Origin of the sequence: Novosphingobium lindaniclasticum LE124 (assembly GCF_000445125.1) — a bacterium.
GTDB lineage: Bacteria > Pseudomonadota > Alphaproteobacteria > Sphingomonadales > Sphingomonadaceae > Novosphingobium > Novosphingobium lindaniclasticum.
In genome coordinates this window covers 40,335-54,576 of sequence record NZ_ATHL01000108.1, presented here as the reverse complement: position 1 = coordinate 54,576, position 14,242 = coordinate 40,335, and the positions used below count along the sequence as shown (strand labels likewise).

Here is a 14,242-nt window from a genome sequence, read left to right as displayed (position 1 = left end):
CGGCGGCGGCCCGCGCGAGGAAGCCCTGCGCGCCCAGGCCGCAGCCTCTCCCGCTGCCGAGGCGATCCGCTTCATCGGCCGCGTGCCGCACCACGAAGTCGAACGCTATTACGCGCTGGCCGACGTGATGGCCTATCCGCGCAAGAAAAGCCGCCTGACCGATCTCGTGACGCCGCTCAAACCCCTCGAAGCGATGGCGCAGGGCAAGCTGGTGGCGGCGAGCGACGTGGGCGGCCACCGCGAACTGATGACTCACGGCGTAAACGGCACGCTTTTCGCGCCCGACGATCCGGCAGCCTGCGCCGCCGCACTCGGGGACTTGCTGGCAGCACGCGAATCGTGGGATGCGCTACGCTCGGCAGGCCGCCGCCATGTTCGCGACCGGCACGACTGGGCCGTCAATGCCCGTCATTATCGAGACGTTTACCAAATGGTGGCACCTCTCCACCTGCAAAAAAGGCTGGAAACCACTGCCTGATCGGCGGCTTCCATCATCCAGATCCGAGAATGGGGTTTTAGAATCGTGGCGAAACCAGAAGTCCGGAAAGCCCAGCCCATCACCCGTCACCCCCTGTTCCCCGCCATCGTCGCCTTGTGGTTCGCGGCTCTCTTCGGCGTCGGCTCGATCATCGTCAGCCCGGCGCTGCTGGAGCGTATCGTCGGCGCCACGGGCCTGGCCAAGCTGATGCCGATGGCCGCGCCGCCGCTCGGCACGACCGCACGCATTCTCTTCGCCCTGGCGCTGACCGGCCTCGGCGGACTCATCGGCCTTCTTGCCGGACGCCGCGTGGCCCAGGCAGCCGAGGAAGCCCCGCCGCGCATGCCTTTCACCGGGCTGGAGGACGACCGGGCCGACCGCGCCGCCGAAGCCGCGATATCGGACGCAGAAAAGGTAGAGGACGCCGCTCCGGCCTTCCCGCGCCGACGCCGTGCCTTTCCGCTGGTTACCGACGATGCTGCGCCTTTGCACGGGCAGGAGATCGACGAACCGGCAGAAGAGCCGTCCCCGATACTTAACTTGTCCGAACTCGATCTGGAAGGCATCGAGGCGGCCGGTCTGACCGATCCCCAGCTTTCGCCCACCCACCAGGCCTATCTCCGCCCGACCCTTGACGACGGCGGGAAGGATGGCGCCGGCAGTCTGGAAACGGTCGAGACGGTCTCTGCCGAATGGTCGATTGCAAATCCCGACCTCGCGCCCGCTGCCCAAGGCGTGATCGCCGACACTCCTTCGGCCGAAGGTGAGCAGGCCGCCGATGATGCAGACGATCATGGCCCTTTCGGCCGCATCCCGGAATGGCTTGAACCGCGCGAGGAGCAGCACAGCTTCTCCCCGGCCGCCTGGGCGGAATCGCTCGATGAAGTCGCCGAGCCTGCTGCCCCGACTGTCGCACCGGAGGATCTCAGCAACCGCCTGTTCGAGGCCTATTCACGCTCGCTGTCCGGGTCGGGAGAGGCTCAGGAGGTTCGACCGCTGTTCCCCAGCGATCCGGCCGACAGGACATCGTCCCCGCTCGTGGGCACCGCGCCGCATGCCGCCGCGCGCATCGCCGGGGCGGACCTCGAAGATCTCTCGCACGTCGAATTGCTGGAGCGCCTGTCGTTGGCCATGGAGCAGGAACGCCGCCGCCTAAGCGCCGCCGCCGAGCAGAACGGCGCGGAGCCGGAGCGGTTCGCCCCCTCGGCAGACGTTCCTGAAATGCCCTCGCCCACCTTCGCGACGCTGGCCTTTTCGACGGCGCAGTCGTCACTGCCGCGCCCTGCATCGGTAGCGCCCTTTGCCGCTCCGCTCAGGCCGGTATCGGACGAGCAAGCCGAAGGAGCCGACTTCGTGCAGTCTGCGGCCCCCCGGATCCCCGCCGCCCTGCGCCCGGTCGCCTTCGACGCTTTCGCCCAGGACGATGCCGACGACGCCTTGCCCGGCTACGTCCCACCCCGCCATATCAGCCTTGCCACGCCCCTCTCGGCGCAGTTCGAAAGCACGCCGGAGGCGATCGGGAACACCGATGAAACGGACAGCGGGAAATCGGCCAAATACGCCGCATTCGACACGCTCTCGACCGACTTTCATTATGCCGAAGCTGCAGAAGACGATGAGGAAGAGGCCGTTCTCGAACGGGGTTACTCGTCGCTGCTGAACCTGACGCGCCAGACGCCGCGCCAGAACTTCGTGCGGTTCGAGGACGCCGATTCACCCGGCGGCGAACTGTCGGAGCCGGTGGGAAGCAACGACCATCGACCCTTCGATCCGCCGTCAGGCTCGAACCCCGACGAAACCGAAAAGGCACTGCGCGCCGCTTTGGCCACTTTGCAGCGCATGAGCGGAGCCGCATGACGCGGACCTGACACCCCGCGGGAATGCGTTTCACGCAATTGAGACCCATTCTCGCATAACAAAATTCCCTTTTTTACCGCGCACACGCACTTAATTTTGCGCAACGCCCTGCCTTCGCCATTGCAAAAGCGTCCCGTAATCGTCATGGGGGCGCGAGGGACCACCATGACGCGCCATGCCGCCGCACGATTCGTGCGTGGAGGGCGCGACGCAGGATCCCCGGCAAAAAATGACAGGATGGGTTTTTATCGATGGGATTTCCTAAGCCCCAGGGCCTTTATGATGCGCGTAACGAACATGACGCTTGTGGTGTAGGCTTCGTAGCCCACATCAAAGGCCAGAAAACGCATGCAATCATTACTCAGGCGCTGGAAATCCTTAAAAATATTGACCACCGCGGTGCGGTGGGTGCCGACCCCTTGCTGGGCGACGGCGCAGGAATCCTGACGCAGCTTCCCGACACCCTGTTCCGCAGCTGGGCCGCCGCCACCGGCGCCGACCTGCCCAAGGCGGGCGACTATGCCGTCGCCATGTGCTTCCTGCCGCAGGACGCCGCCAGCCGCGACCTCATCACGCAGACGTTCGAGAAGTTCATCGCCAAGGAAGGCCAGCACCTGATCGGCTGGCGCGACGTGCCCGTCACGCTCGACGGCCTCGGCAAGACCGTGATCGAATCGATGCCGGTGATCCGCCAGTGCTTCGTCGGCCGTGGTGAAAACTGCGCCGACCAGGACGCTTTCGAGCGCAAGATCCTGGCGATCCGCAAGCAGACGCAGAACCCGCTCAAGGCCATGGCCGAAAAGCATAACCTGCCCGGCCTGACCGAACTCTACATGCCGAGCTTCTCCAGCCGCACGATCGTCTACAAGGGCCTGCTGCTGGCAACCCAGGTCGGCTCGTTCTACGACGATCTGCGCAACCCCGAGTTCGTCTCGGCGCTCGGCCTCGTCCACCAGCGCTTCTCGACCAATACCTTCCCGAGCTGGAAGCTGGCGCACCCGTTCCGCTTCATGGCCCACAACGGCGAGATCAACACCGTTCGCGGCAACGTGAACTGGATGAACGCACGCCGCCGCACCATGGAATCGGAGCTGCTCGGCGCCGATCTCGACAAGATGTGGCCGCTGATCCCGCACGGCCAGTCGGACACCGCCTGCCTCGACAATGCGCTCGAACTGCTGCTGGCCGGCGGCTATCCGCTCGTCCACGCGATGATGATGCTCATCCCCGAGGCATGGGCCGGCAACGCGCTGATGACGCCGGAGCGCCGCGCGTTCTACGAATATCACGCCGCCCTGATGGAGCCATGGGACGGCCCGGCCGCCGTGGCCTTCACCGACGGCCGCCAGATCGGCGCCACGCTGGACCGCAATGGCCTGCGCCCCGCGCGCTTCCTCGTCACCGATGACGACATCTGCGTCATGGCGTCGGAATCGGGCGTGCTTCCGATCAAGGAAGACAACATCGTCCGCAAGTGGCGCCTCCAGCCCGGCAAGATGCTCCTGATCGACTTCGAGCAGGGCCGCATCATCGAAGACGAAGAGATCAAGACCCAGCTCGCCAACGAAGAGCCCTACGAAAAGTGGCTTGAGCAGGCGCAGTACAAGCTGGCCGATCTCGACGTGATCGAGCCCGAACTGGCCGAGCTGCCCCAGCCGACCGGCACCCTGCTCGATCGCCAGCAGGCTTTCGGCTATACCCAGGAAGACGTCAGCCGCTTCCTCGAACCGATGGCCGTCAATGCCGACGATCCGCTCGGCTCGATGGGCACCGACACGCCGATCCCGGTGCTGTCGAACAAGGCGCGCCTGCTCTACGACTACTTCAAGCAGAACTTCGCACAGGTCACCAACCCGCCGATCGACCCGATCCGCGAGGAACTGGTGATGAGCCTGGTCACCATGATCGGCCCGCGCCCGAACCTGCTGGGTCATGACGCCGGTACGCACAAGCGTCTCGAAGTCAGCCAGCCGATCCTGACCGATCTCGGCCTCGCCAAGATCCGCTCGGTGGAAGCCGCGCTGGACGGCGCCTTCCGCACCGAGACCATCGACATGACCTGGGACGCCGCTTCAGGCGCCGAGGGCCTGGAGATGGCGATCAAGGAAATGTGCTGGGCCGCGACCGAAGCGGTGCTGGCGGACAAGAACATCCTCGTCCTGTCCGACCGCGCCCAGGGCCCGGACCGCATTCCGATGCCCGCGCTGCTGGCGACGGCCGCCGTCCACCACCACCTCGTCCGCCAGGGCTTGCGCATGCAGACCGGCCTCGTCGTGGAAACCGGCGAAGCGCGCGAAGTGCACCACTTCTGCGCTCTGGCCGGCTATGGCGCGGAAGCGATCAACCCCTATCTGGCGCTCGAAACCATCGAAGCCGTGCGCGTTCGCAAGAACCTGCCGGTGACGGCGGAGCAGGCGGCGAAGAACTACGTCTACGCCATCGGCAAGGGCATCCGTAAGGTCATGTCCAAGATGGGCATCTCGACCTACCAGTCGTACTGCGGCGCCCAGATCTTCGACGCCGTCGGTCTCTCGACCGCTTTCGTGGACAAGTACTTCACCGGAACCGCCACCTCGATCGAGGGCGCGGGCCTGGCCGAAATCGCGGCGGAAACCGTGCAGCGCCACAACGCGGCCTACGGCGACAACCCGATCTACGCCAACATGCTCGACGTGGGCGGCATCTACGGCGCGCGCGTGCGCGGCGAGGAACATGCCTGGACGTCCGAGAACATCGGCGCGCTTCAGCACGCGGTTCGCGGCAATATCCCTGCCAAGTACGAGGAATTCGCCCGCACCATCAACGACCAGTCGACCCGGATGCTCACCATCCGCGGCCTGATGGAATTCGCGCCCAGCCAGGCGATCCACATCTCCGAGGTGGAACCCGCCAGCGAGATCGTGAAGCGCTTCGCCACCGGCGCGATGAGCTATGGCTCGATCTCGTGGGAGGCGCACACCACGCTGGCGCTGGCGATGAACCGCATCGGCGGCAAGTCGAACACCGGCGAAGGCGGCGAGGATCCCTCGCGCTTCAAGCCCCTGCCCAATGGCGACACCATGCGGTCGTCGATCAAGCAGGTCGCCTCGGGCCGCTTCGGCGTGACCACCGAGTACCTCGTCAATGCCGACGACATTCAGATCAAGATGGCCCAGGGCGCCAAGCCCGGCGAAGGCGGCCAGCTGCCCGGCGACAAGGTGGACAAGACCATCGGCGCCACCCGTCACTCGACGCCGGGCGTCGGCCTGATCTCGCCGCCGCCGCACCACGACATCTACTCGATCGAAGACATCGCGCAGCTCATTCACGATCTCAAGAACGTGAACCCGACCAGCCGCGTCTCGGTGAAGCTGGTGTCCGAAGTGGGCGTGGGCACGGTCGCAGCGGGCGTTTCCAAGGCGCGTGCGGACCACATCACGATCTCGGGCTACGAAGGCGGCACCGGCGCTTCGCCGCTGACCTCGCTGACGCACGCGGGTTCGCCCTGGGAAATCGGCCTCGCCGAAACCCAGCAGACCCTGCTGCTCAACAACCTCCGCAGCCGCGTGGTGGTCCAGGCCGATGGGGGCCTGCGTACCGGCCGTGACGTGGCCGTGGCCGCGCTGCTCGGCGCGGAAGAGTTCGGCTTCGCCACCGCGCCGCTGATCGCGGCGGGCTGCATCATGATGCGCAAGTGCCACCTCAACACCTGCCCGGTCGGCGTCGCCACCCAGGATCCCGTCCTGCGCGCCCGCTTCACCGGTCAGCCGGAGCATGTGGTCAACTACTTCTTCTTCGTCGCCGAGGAACTGCGCGCGATCATGGCCCAGCTGGGCTTCCGCACGATCGCGGAAATGGTCGGCCGCGTGGACAAGCTCGACATGAAGAAGGCGATCTCGCACTGGAAGGCCAAGGGCGTCGATCTGTCCAAGGTCCTCTATCAGGCCCCGCTGGGCGACAGCCCCTCGCTGGGCTGGAGCGAACTGCAGGACCACGGCCTCGAGAACGCACTCGACAACAGCCTGATCGCCGCCGCTGCCGATGCGCTGGACAACCGCCAGCCGGTCCGCATCGAAAAGAGCGTCATCAACGTCAACCGGACGGTCGGCGCGATGCTCTCGGGCGAAGTGGCCCGTCGCTACGGCCATGACGGGTTGCCCGACAACACCATCAACGTGAAGCTCACCGGCGTCGCCGGCCAGAGCTTCGCCGCCTGGCTTGCCCACGGCGTCACGCTCGACCTGACCGGCGATGCCAACGACTATGTCGGCAAGGGCCTGTCCGGCGGCCGCGTGATCGTGCGCCAGCCCGGCCATGTGAACCGCGATCCGCTCAAGAACATCATCGTCGGCAACACCGTGCTCTACGGTGCGATCTCCGGCGAGGCGTTCTTCAACGGCGTCGGCGGCGAGCGCTTCGCGGTCCGCAACTCGGGCGCGATCGCAGTCGTCGAAGGCTGCGGCGACCACGGCTGCGAATATATGACCGGCGGCGTCGTGATGGTGCTCGGCAAGACCGGCCGCAACTTCGCGGCGGGCATGTCCGGCGGCATCGCCTACGTCTACGACGAGGACGGCGAGTTCGACAGGCTGGTGAACCCCGCCATGGTCGATCTCATCCGCATCTCGCCGGAAGCCGACGAGGATGAAGGCACCGGCCGTCCCCAGCAGCGTACCGTCTCGGTCCGCGACCTGGGCATGGGCGACATGCTGCGCCACGATGCGGAGCGCCTGCGTATCCTGCTCGAACGCCACCACCTGCACACCGGCTCGAAGCGGGCCCGCGCACTGCTCGACGACTGGTCGAACGCGCTGGGCAAGTTCGTCAAGGTGATGCCGCGCGACTATGCGAAGGCTCTGCGCCAGCAGGAGGCTGAACGCCTCGAAGCCGCTTCGGTCGCAGCAGAATAAGATCGGGAATTAGTAAGATGGGCAAGGAAACCGGCTTCCTCGAACTGGACCGCCAGGACCGCACTTATGGCGATGCCAAGGAGCGCCTCAAGAACTACAACGAGTTCGTCGTCCCGCTGGCGCCGCAGGCGCTCAAGGACCAGGCCTCGCGCTGCATGAACTGCGGCGTGCCGCACTGCCACACCGGCTGTCCGGTCAACAACATCATCCCGGACTGGAACCACCTGGTCTACGAGGACGACTTCAAGAACGCGCTGGAAGTTCTCCACTCGACCAACAACTTCCCCGAGTTCACCGGCCGCATCTGCCCCGCCCCCTGCGAGGCGGCCTGCACGCTGAACATCGTGGACCAGCCGGTTACCATCAAGTCGATCGAATGCGCGATCGTCGACAAGGGCTGGCAGGAAGGCTGGATCACGCCCAAGCCTGCCGCCAAGAAGACCGGCAAGTCGGTGGCCGTGGTCGGTTCCGGCCCGGCGGGCATGGCTTGCGCCCAGCAGCTGGCCCGCGCCGGCCATTCGGTCACCGTGTTCGAGAAGAACGACCGCGTCGGCGGCCTGCTTCGCTACGGCATCCCCGACTTCAAGATGGAAAAGCACCTCATCAACCGCCGTCTCGTGCAGATGATGGCGGAAGGTGTGGAGTTCAAAACCTCCACCGAAGTCGGCGTCAGCGTCTCGGTCGCCTCGCTCAAGGAAAACTTCGACACCGTCGTCTTCGCGGGCGGCGCCGAGGATCCCCGTCCGCTGAACATTCCGGGCTTCGAACTGCCCGGCGTGCGCTTCGCTATGGAATTCCTGACCCAGCAGAACAAGCGCAACGCGGGCGACGACGAACTGCGCGCCGCCCCGCGCGGCACGCTTTCCGCCACCGGCAAGCACGTCATCGTCATCGGCGGGGGCGACACCGGCTCCGACTGCGTGGGCACTTCGAACCGCCAGGGCGCCGCTTCGGTCACCCAGCTGGAAATCATGCCCAAGCCGCCGCTGCATGAAAACAAGGCGATGTCCTGGCCGAACTGGCCGCTCAAGCTGCGCACCTCGTCGAGCCACGAGGAAGGCGTCGAGCGCGACTGGGCCGTGCTGACCAAGCGCGTCATCGGCGACAACGACGTGCGTGCCCTCGAATGCGTCCGCGTCGAGTGGAAGGACGGCAAGATGCAGGAAGTGGCAGGCAGCGAGTTCACGCTCCAGGCCGACCTCATCCTGCTCGCCATGGGTTTCGTCGGCCCCCGCAAGGCCGGCATGCTCGACCAGTCGGGCGTCGATCTGGACGCGCGCGGCAACGTCAAGGCCACCATGGTCGATTACCGCACCAGCGACCCCGCCATCTACTCCTGCGGCGACATGCGCCGTGGCCAGTCGCTGGTGGTCTGGGCGATCCGCGAAGGCCGCCAGTGCGCCCGCGCGGTGGACGAGGCGCTCATGGGTGTTTCCGAACTGCCGCGCTGAGCCCGGCAGACCTAGATTTCAGGAAAGGGCGCTCCGCAAGGGGCGCCCTTTTTCGTTCACCGGTTGCCGCCGCTCCGGCGATCACTCCTGCCCGATTGACCGCCGCGCCGCTCTCCTTGAGCCTGGGGACGAAGCCATTCCGGGCAGTTCAGCCTGACGTCGTCCCGGACCTGATCCCGGACCGCTGGCAATCCTCAAGGCGCTTTTCTGCGAGCGAGGCCCGGCTCGGCCAGCGGTCCCGGATCAAGTCCGGGACCACGACCTTTCTACCAGTCGATCGTCCCGCGCCCGTTCGCTTCGAGAAACGCATTGGCCTTGCTGAAATGACGGCAACCCAGGAAGCCGCGATGGGCCGACAGCGGGCTGGGATGCGGCGCGGTCAGCACCAGATGATGGCTCGAAGCCAGCCCCGGCACCCGCATCGCCTTTTTCTGAGCGTGACTGCCCCACAGCAGGAACACGCAAGGCTCTTTCTTGGCCGCGACCGCCGCGACGGCAGCATCGGTGATCGCTTCCCAACCCTTGTTCTGGTGCGAGCCGGCCTGCGCTTCCTCCACCGTCAGCGCATTGTTGAGCAGCAGCACGCCCTGCCGCGCCCAGTGTTCGAGATTGCCGTGCCCGGGCGGGGTCACGCCGCAGTCGCTCGCCAGTTCCTTGTAGATATTGACGAGCGAGGGCGGCACTTTCACCCCTTCCGGCACCGAGAACGAAAGGCCATGCGCCTGCCCGGGCCCGTGATAGGGATCCTGCCCCAGGATCACGACGCGCACCTGATCGAGCGGCGTCAGTTCCAGCGCCCTGAGACGGCTGCCGCGCGGCGGATAGATCCGCCGGCCCGCAGCCTCTTCGGCCTTGAGCCAACCGCCCAGCCGGCGCGATTCGGGAGAATCGACCACGGCGCCGAGCGCCGGTTGCCAGGATGGCGGCACGCCCTGAAGCGATCCCGAGACGTCCATTCGCGCCGTACTCCCGCCTAAACCATTTGCGAAACTGAGGCCCAGTCCCTAAGCATTTTCGGACCATGGCTGTCTATCTCCACGAAGAAGATCTCCCCGAAGGCGTGCTTGCGCCGGGGCCCGTTGCCGTCGACACCGAGACGATGGGCTTGATCACCCCGCGCGACCGCCTTTGCGTGGTCCAGATTTCCGACGGACAAGGCGACGAGCATCTCGTCCGCTTCGCCCCCGGCAGCGACTTCGCCGCGCCGAACCTGAAGGCGGTGCTGGCCGATCCGGCCCGGCTGAAGCTCTATCACTTCGCCCGGTTCGACCTGGCGGCCATCGAGCACTACCTGGGCGTCACCGCCGCGCCGGTGTTCTGCACCAAGATCGCCAGCAAGCTGACCCGCACTTATACCGATCGCCACGGGCTGAAGGACCTGGTGCGCGAACTGCTCGGCAAGGAAGTGTCGAAGCAGCAGCAGTCGAGCGACTGGGGCGCGGCCGAACTGACCGAACCGCAGAAGGACTACGCCGCCTCGGACGTGCGCTACCTTCACGCCATGCACGACATCCTCGTCGTGCGTCTCGCGCGTGAAAATCGCACCGAGATCGCGCAGGCCTGCTTCGATTTCCTGCCCGCCCGCGCCCGGCTCGACCTTGCAGGCTGGCCCGATCACGATATCTTCAGCCACGAAGCCGCCTGACCGGAGCCTGATCACGCATGTCGGTCGACGCCAACCAGGTCCGCAACCGCCGCCGGCATTTCGCCGCGCCCGGCGGCTCGCACGATCGCATGGTGGCGGTCCTCGCCAAGGCCCTGCCTGCGGGCATCGGCCTGGTGGCCGCCGTCATGATCCTGGTACCGCTCTCGCCGCGCGGAGAGATCAGCTTCCTGCTGGACCGCAACAAGGTGGAGACGACGGGCGAACGCATCGCCGTATCGCGCGCCGCCTATCGCGGTCAGGACAACGAGGGGCGTGACTTCGTGGTGACCGCCGGCACTGCCGTGCAGCGCTCTCCACAGATTCCCATTGTGGAGATGCAGACCCTGGTCGCCAAGATGGCCTTGCGAGACGGCCCCGCCGATATCGTAGCGCCCCGCGGCGCCTACAACTTCGACAACGACACCATGGCGGTGGACGGCCCGGTCAACTTCAAGTCGTCCGACGGCTACACCATGACCACCAGCAAGGTCGACGTCGACATCAAGCAGAAACTGGCGGTTGCTTCGGGCGGCGTCCAGGGCACCGTGCCCTCGGGAACCTTCAAGGCCGACAAGATGCACGCCGATCTCGATACCCGAAATATCACACTCGAAGGCAATGCCCGGATGCGGATCACGCCCGGCAAGCTGAGGATGCCGCAATGACTCCCCGCCACAGCCCGTTCACGTCCCGCACGCTCCGCATCGCCATCGGGGCGCCGGTAGCGGGGCTCGCCCTGTTCGCCGCCGGCCAGCAGCTTGGCGCCCAGGCGATCTCGGGCCACAATTCGAACGCCCCCGTCGATTTTGGCGCTGACCGCATCGAGCTTCAGGACAAGCAGAACCGCGTGGTGCTGACCGGCAACGTCGATATTACCCAGGCCGACCTGCGCCTGCGCGGGGCGCGCACGGTGATCGACTTCACCAAGGGCGACCAGACCCAGGTCCAGCGCATTACCGCCAGCGGCAATGTCGTCGTTACCCGGCAGGACCAGGTCGCGACCGGCGATACGGCGATCTACGACTTCAACCAGCGCATCATCACGATGGTCGGCAATGCCACGCTCAAGCGGGGCGGCGGCGATACCCTGCGCGGCGGCCGCTTCGTCATGGATCTGAAGAGCGGCGTGTCCTCCGCCTCGGGAGGCCGTGTGAAGGGCACGTTCAACGTCCCCAAAAAGAACTGATCCGGCACCCTGCCGTAGAAACGAGAAAGGCCGGTTACGACAGAGTGTCGTAACCGGCCTTTCTCGTTCTTTGCGCAGCCCTCGGGGTGGATCGCCCTATGGGACGGGCTCAGAACGCCCGGTCGTGAACGAGTACCCGCGCGGTGAGGAACATGATGTGCAGGTCGCGCATGATGGTCCAGCCTTCCAGATATTCGAGGTCGGACTGGAGGCGGTTGATGAGATCCGACTCCTGATCCGTGGCACCGCGATAGCCGCGCACCTGTGCCAGGCCGCTGAGGCCGGGCTTCAGGCAATGGCGTTGCCAGTAGCGACGGTCCACTTCCCAGAACAGCTTGTCGCCCGCCAGCGAGCCTGTGGCATGGGGGCGCGGGCCGACCAGGCTCATGTCTCCCAGCAGGACATTGAACAGCTGCGGCAGTTCGTCGATGCTCGTTCCCCGAATGAAGCGACCGACGCGCGTGATGCGCTGGTCGTCCTTGGAGGCCGAGACGTTGCCGTTGCTGTCGCAGAGGGTCTGCGTCATGCTGCGGAACTTGTACATGTTGAAGAAGCGGTTGCCGCGACCCATCCGGCGCTGGACGAAGAACACCGGCCCGCCGTCCTGCAATTTGACCGCCAGCGCCACGACCAGCAGCAGCGGCGAGAGCGCGAGGATCGCACCGCCCGAAAAGGCGACGTCGAAGATGCGCTTGATCGCACGTTCCCGGATACCGAGCGGCCCTGCCGAGACGAGCAGGAGCCCGTGCTGGCCCGTCACCCGCGCGCCTTGCGCGCCAAGGCGCGCCACTTCGTCGTCGAGGACCTCACCGTCGACGTTGGCGCCCTTGAGCACCATCGCCCACTCCGCACGGCGGTCTGCCGGGCAACTCACCACGACCCGGTCGATATTGCGGAGCACGAGCCCCACGCGGTCGAGCGAATCGGGATCCTTGAGGTTGGGGCGCAGGCCCATGGCCGCCGCCGAGACGCGGATCGCACCCGGCATCCGAAGCTGAGGCCCGCCATCGTCGATGATGAGTTCGTTGATGACGTTTGCACCGCACCGCCAGTGCACGAAGCTGCGAAGCTGCAGCCGCGACCAGGCGATCAGGCCCATGGCGCAGATCACGCCGCCGCTGAAGGCACCGCGAGACAGTTCGGCCGAGGACTTCATGAGGAACTGCACGAAGACGACGACGACGACCGCCACCACCATCGACACTTCCGCACGGAAGATCCCGCGCCAACCATCGCGAAGAGCCTCGGTGGAATAGGCCGCGTTGTACAGGGCCAGAGTCAAAAAGATCGGCAGCAGCACTTGTCCGTAGACGAGCGCCATCTGCAATCCACGGCCGGTGTCATAAAGCCAGCCGGCCAGAGCGAAGCCTGCCAGAAGAGCCACAAGGTCTCCAACCAGCAAGGCGAGATAACATTGAAGCCGTCTGCGTTCCAGCGAAGGTGCGACGAGAAGTTCGTCTACTTCGGAGCGCTGAACGGCTTGGGTCGATACTGCAAATGGCGCATTCATGCGTTCAACACTCCCGAATTGTCGAACTCATGCCCCCCGGGTCCCCTCTTCCTCCTAGTGTCGCTGGCAGGGATTCGATGTCCGTGCTGCGCTGCAATAGGCGAATGTCCTTATGAACACTCCATCGAAGCGGGAAAGCCGATTCAGTTAACCTGTTCTTTTTATCCGTTGTTTGCCATCGAGCGTAGAAATTCTGGCAATCTCGACGAGGCCTTCTGCCAGTAGAAGGTCGGCATCCTGACTGTTCGCCAGAAGCGATTGGTGCATTGCAACAAGACGGGCGACCAAACGCTGAAGACGATTACCACGCCATATCCGCAATTGCACCCCGAGTGCTGGTTTGTCTTTCCAGAAAATTCGGCGTGCCGCCGCTTCCGCATCGATCAAAGCGCCGGGATCGCCGTTGGTTCCCAGCCGTGCGTTGAGCCCTGCGAGTTGTGCCGCGCGCCGCTCGAAGGCGAGCAGCAGGCCCACTGCGTTGATGTTCTGGTCGCGCATGCGCTTCAGTTCGGGGCCGATCGCCTGGCGCTTGCCGCTCAGCACGGCATCCACCAGCGGCCCGAAATCGTCGTCCTCGGTCGCGGCACCTACGGCGTCGAGATCGGCGGCGCTGACCGGCCGCGGCGTCTCGGCACTGGCATCGAGGTAGAGCGCCAGCTTGGTCACTTCCGATCGTGCGAGCCGCGTATCGAGGCCCGAAGCGCGCGCGATTCGTTCGGCCAGGTCGCTGCCCATCTTCAGCCCCGCGCCGTTGGCCATGGTGCGCACGGCGCCGGTGACGGCGGAAAGGTCGGGCGGGTAGAACATTGCGACGAGCCCGTCCGGGCGGGCGGCGAGCAACCTGGCCGTTCGGGACTTGTCGGTCGCCCCTGTCGCCACGATCAGAACCGGGCAGGCATCGACATCGCTTTCGAGCAGGATCTGCACGGCATCGTGCGCCTCGTCGCCTTGGGCGCGTATCCAGATGTGGCGCGACGTGCCGCCGAACAGCGAGTTGGATCGCGCCTCGTCGCCCAGCTTCACCGGATCGCGGCGAAGTTCGGAACCGGCGATTTCGACGCGCTCGCCCGGTTCGGGCAGAAGCGAGACGATCCGCGCCGCGGCATCGCTGGCGCCGGCCTCATCGGGGCCGCAGAAAAAGAAAACCCGCGCCTGCTGTGCGGCGCGGGCTGCAAGGCCGCCGAAATCCTTTTGTGAGGCCTTCACGACCGCGCTGCCCGCCTGAC

Annotated in this window: 10 protein-coding genes; 7 read left to right on the top strand and 3 right to left on the bottom strand. The window is 65.7% G+C overall.

Going from position 1 to position 14,242, the window contains the following annotated elements:
• The 4 genes from L284_RS40875 to L284_RS40860 all read left to right on the top strand — a co-directional run.
• A partial coding sequence (locus tag L284_RS40875) for a glycosyltransferase (protein WP_021235181.1) occupies window positions 1-478 on the top strand: 478 nt, incomplete at its 5' end.
• Window positions 479-523: 45 nt separating this feature from the next.
• Complete coding sequence (locus L284_RS40870; protein WP_031342769.1) at window positions 524-2,335, top strand: hypothetical protein; 1,812 nt, start codon at window positions 524-526, stop codon at window positions 2,333-2,335.
• Window positions 2,336-2,586: 251 nt separating this feature from the next.
• Entirely contained in the window at window positions 2,587-7,224 is a 4,638-nt protein-coding gene (gene gltB / locus L284_RS40865) for a glutamate synthase large subunit (protein ID WP_031342767.1), read from the top strand.
• A gap of 17 nt (window positions 7,225-7,241) precedes the next feature.
• Window positions 7,242-8,675: a glutamate synthase subunit beta gene (locus tag L284_RS40860; RefSeq protein ID WP_021235177.1), complete on the top strand. Its 1,434-nt coding sequence runs from the start codon at window positions 7,242-7,244 to the stop codon at window positions 8,673-8,675.
• 266 nt (window positions 8,676-8,941) lie between these two features.
• Here the strand turns inward: L284_RS40860 and L284_RS40855 are convergent, their stop codons facing one another.
• Window positions 8,942-9,631 carry a uracil-DNA glycosylase gene (locus tag L284_RS40855; protein ID WP_021235176.1) on the bottom strand — a complete coding sequence of 230 codons (690 nt, stop codon included), beginning with the start codon at window positions 9,629-9,631 and terminating at the stop codon, window positions 8,942-8,944.
• Between the two features lie 65 nt (window positions 9,632-9,696).
• On the opposite strand from L284_RS40855, the gene L284_RS40850 reads away from it, so the two are divergent.
• Genes L284_RS40850 through L284_RS40840 form a run of 3 tightly spaced genes read left to right on the top strand, consistent with a single transcriptional unit; the run spans window position 9,697 to window position 11,506 of the window.
• Window positions 9,697-10,320 (top strand): ribonuclease D, encoded by a 624-nt coding sequence (locus tag L284_RS40850; protein WP_021235175.1) that lies wholly within the window; start codon window positions 9,697-9,699, stop codon window positions 10,318-10,320.
• A 17-nt stretch (window positions 10,321-10,337) separates the two neighbouring features.
• On the top strand, window positions 10,338-10,985 hold the full coding sequence (lptC, locus tag L284_RS40845) for an LPS export ABC transporter periplasmic protein LptC (RefSeq protein ID WP_021235174.1): 648 nt from the start codon (window positions 10,338-10,340) through the stop codon (window positions 10,983-10,985).
• Window positions 10,982-11,506 (top strand): LptA/OstA family protein, encoded by a 525-nt coding sequence (locus L284_RS40840; RefSeq protein WP_021235173.1) that lies wholly within the window; start codon window positions 10,982-10,984, stop codon window positions 11,504-11,506. Before lptC ends, L284_RS40840 begins: the two co-directional genes overlap by 4 nt.
• Window positions 11,507-11,615: 109 nt before the next feature.
• Here the strand turns inward: L284_RS40840 and L284_RS40835 are convergent, their stop codons facing one another.
• The gene (locus L284_RS40835) at window positions 11,616-13,016 is read right to left on the bottom strand and encodes a sugar transferase (protein WP_021235172.1); all 1,401 of its coding nucleotides are present in this window, start codon (window positions 13,014-13,016) and stop codon (window positions 11,616-11,618) included.
• Between the two features lie 147 nt (window positions 13,017-13,163).
• Window positions 13,164-14,222: a DNA polymerase III subunit delta gene (locus tag L284_RS40830; RefSeq protein WP_021235171.1), complete on the bottom strand. Its 1,059-nt coding sequence runs from the start codon at window positions 14,220-14,222 to the stop codon at window positions 13,164-13,166.
• Between the last annotated feature and the right edge of the window lie 20 nt (window positions 14,223-14,242).

Excerpts from the sequence above, each read along its gene's own strand:
- L284_RS40835 (WP_021235172.1), bottom strand. The coding sequence starts at position 13,016 with ATGAATGCGCCATTTGCAGTATCGACCCAAGCCGTTCAGCGCTCCGAA.
- lptC (WP_021235174.1), top strand. The coding sequence starts at position 10,338 with ATGTCGGTCGACGCCAACCAGGTCCGCAACCGCCGCCGGCATTTCGCC.
- L284_RS40840 (WP_021235173.1), top strand. The coding sequence starts at position 10,982 with ATGACTCCCCGCCACAGCCCGTTCACGTCCCGCACGCTCCGCATCGCC.
- L284_RS40860 (WP_021235177.1), top strand. The coding sequence starts at position 7,242 with ATGGGCAAGGAAACCGGCTTCCTCGAACTGGACCGCCAGGACCGCACT.
- L284_RS40850 (WP_021235175.1), top strand. The coding sequence starts at position 9,697 with ATGGCTGTCTATCTCCACGAAGAAGATCTCCCCGAAGGCGTGCTTGCG.
- gltB (WP_031342767.1), top strand. The coding sequence starts at position 2,587 with ATGGGATTTCCTAAGCCCCAGGGCCTTTATGATGCGCGTAACGAACAT.
- L284_RS40855 (WP_021235176.1), bottom strand. The coding sequence starts at position 9,631 with ATGGACGTCTCGGGATCGCTTCAGGGCGTGCCGCCATCCTGGCAACCG.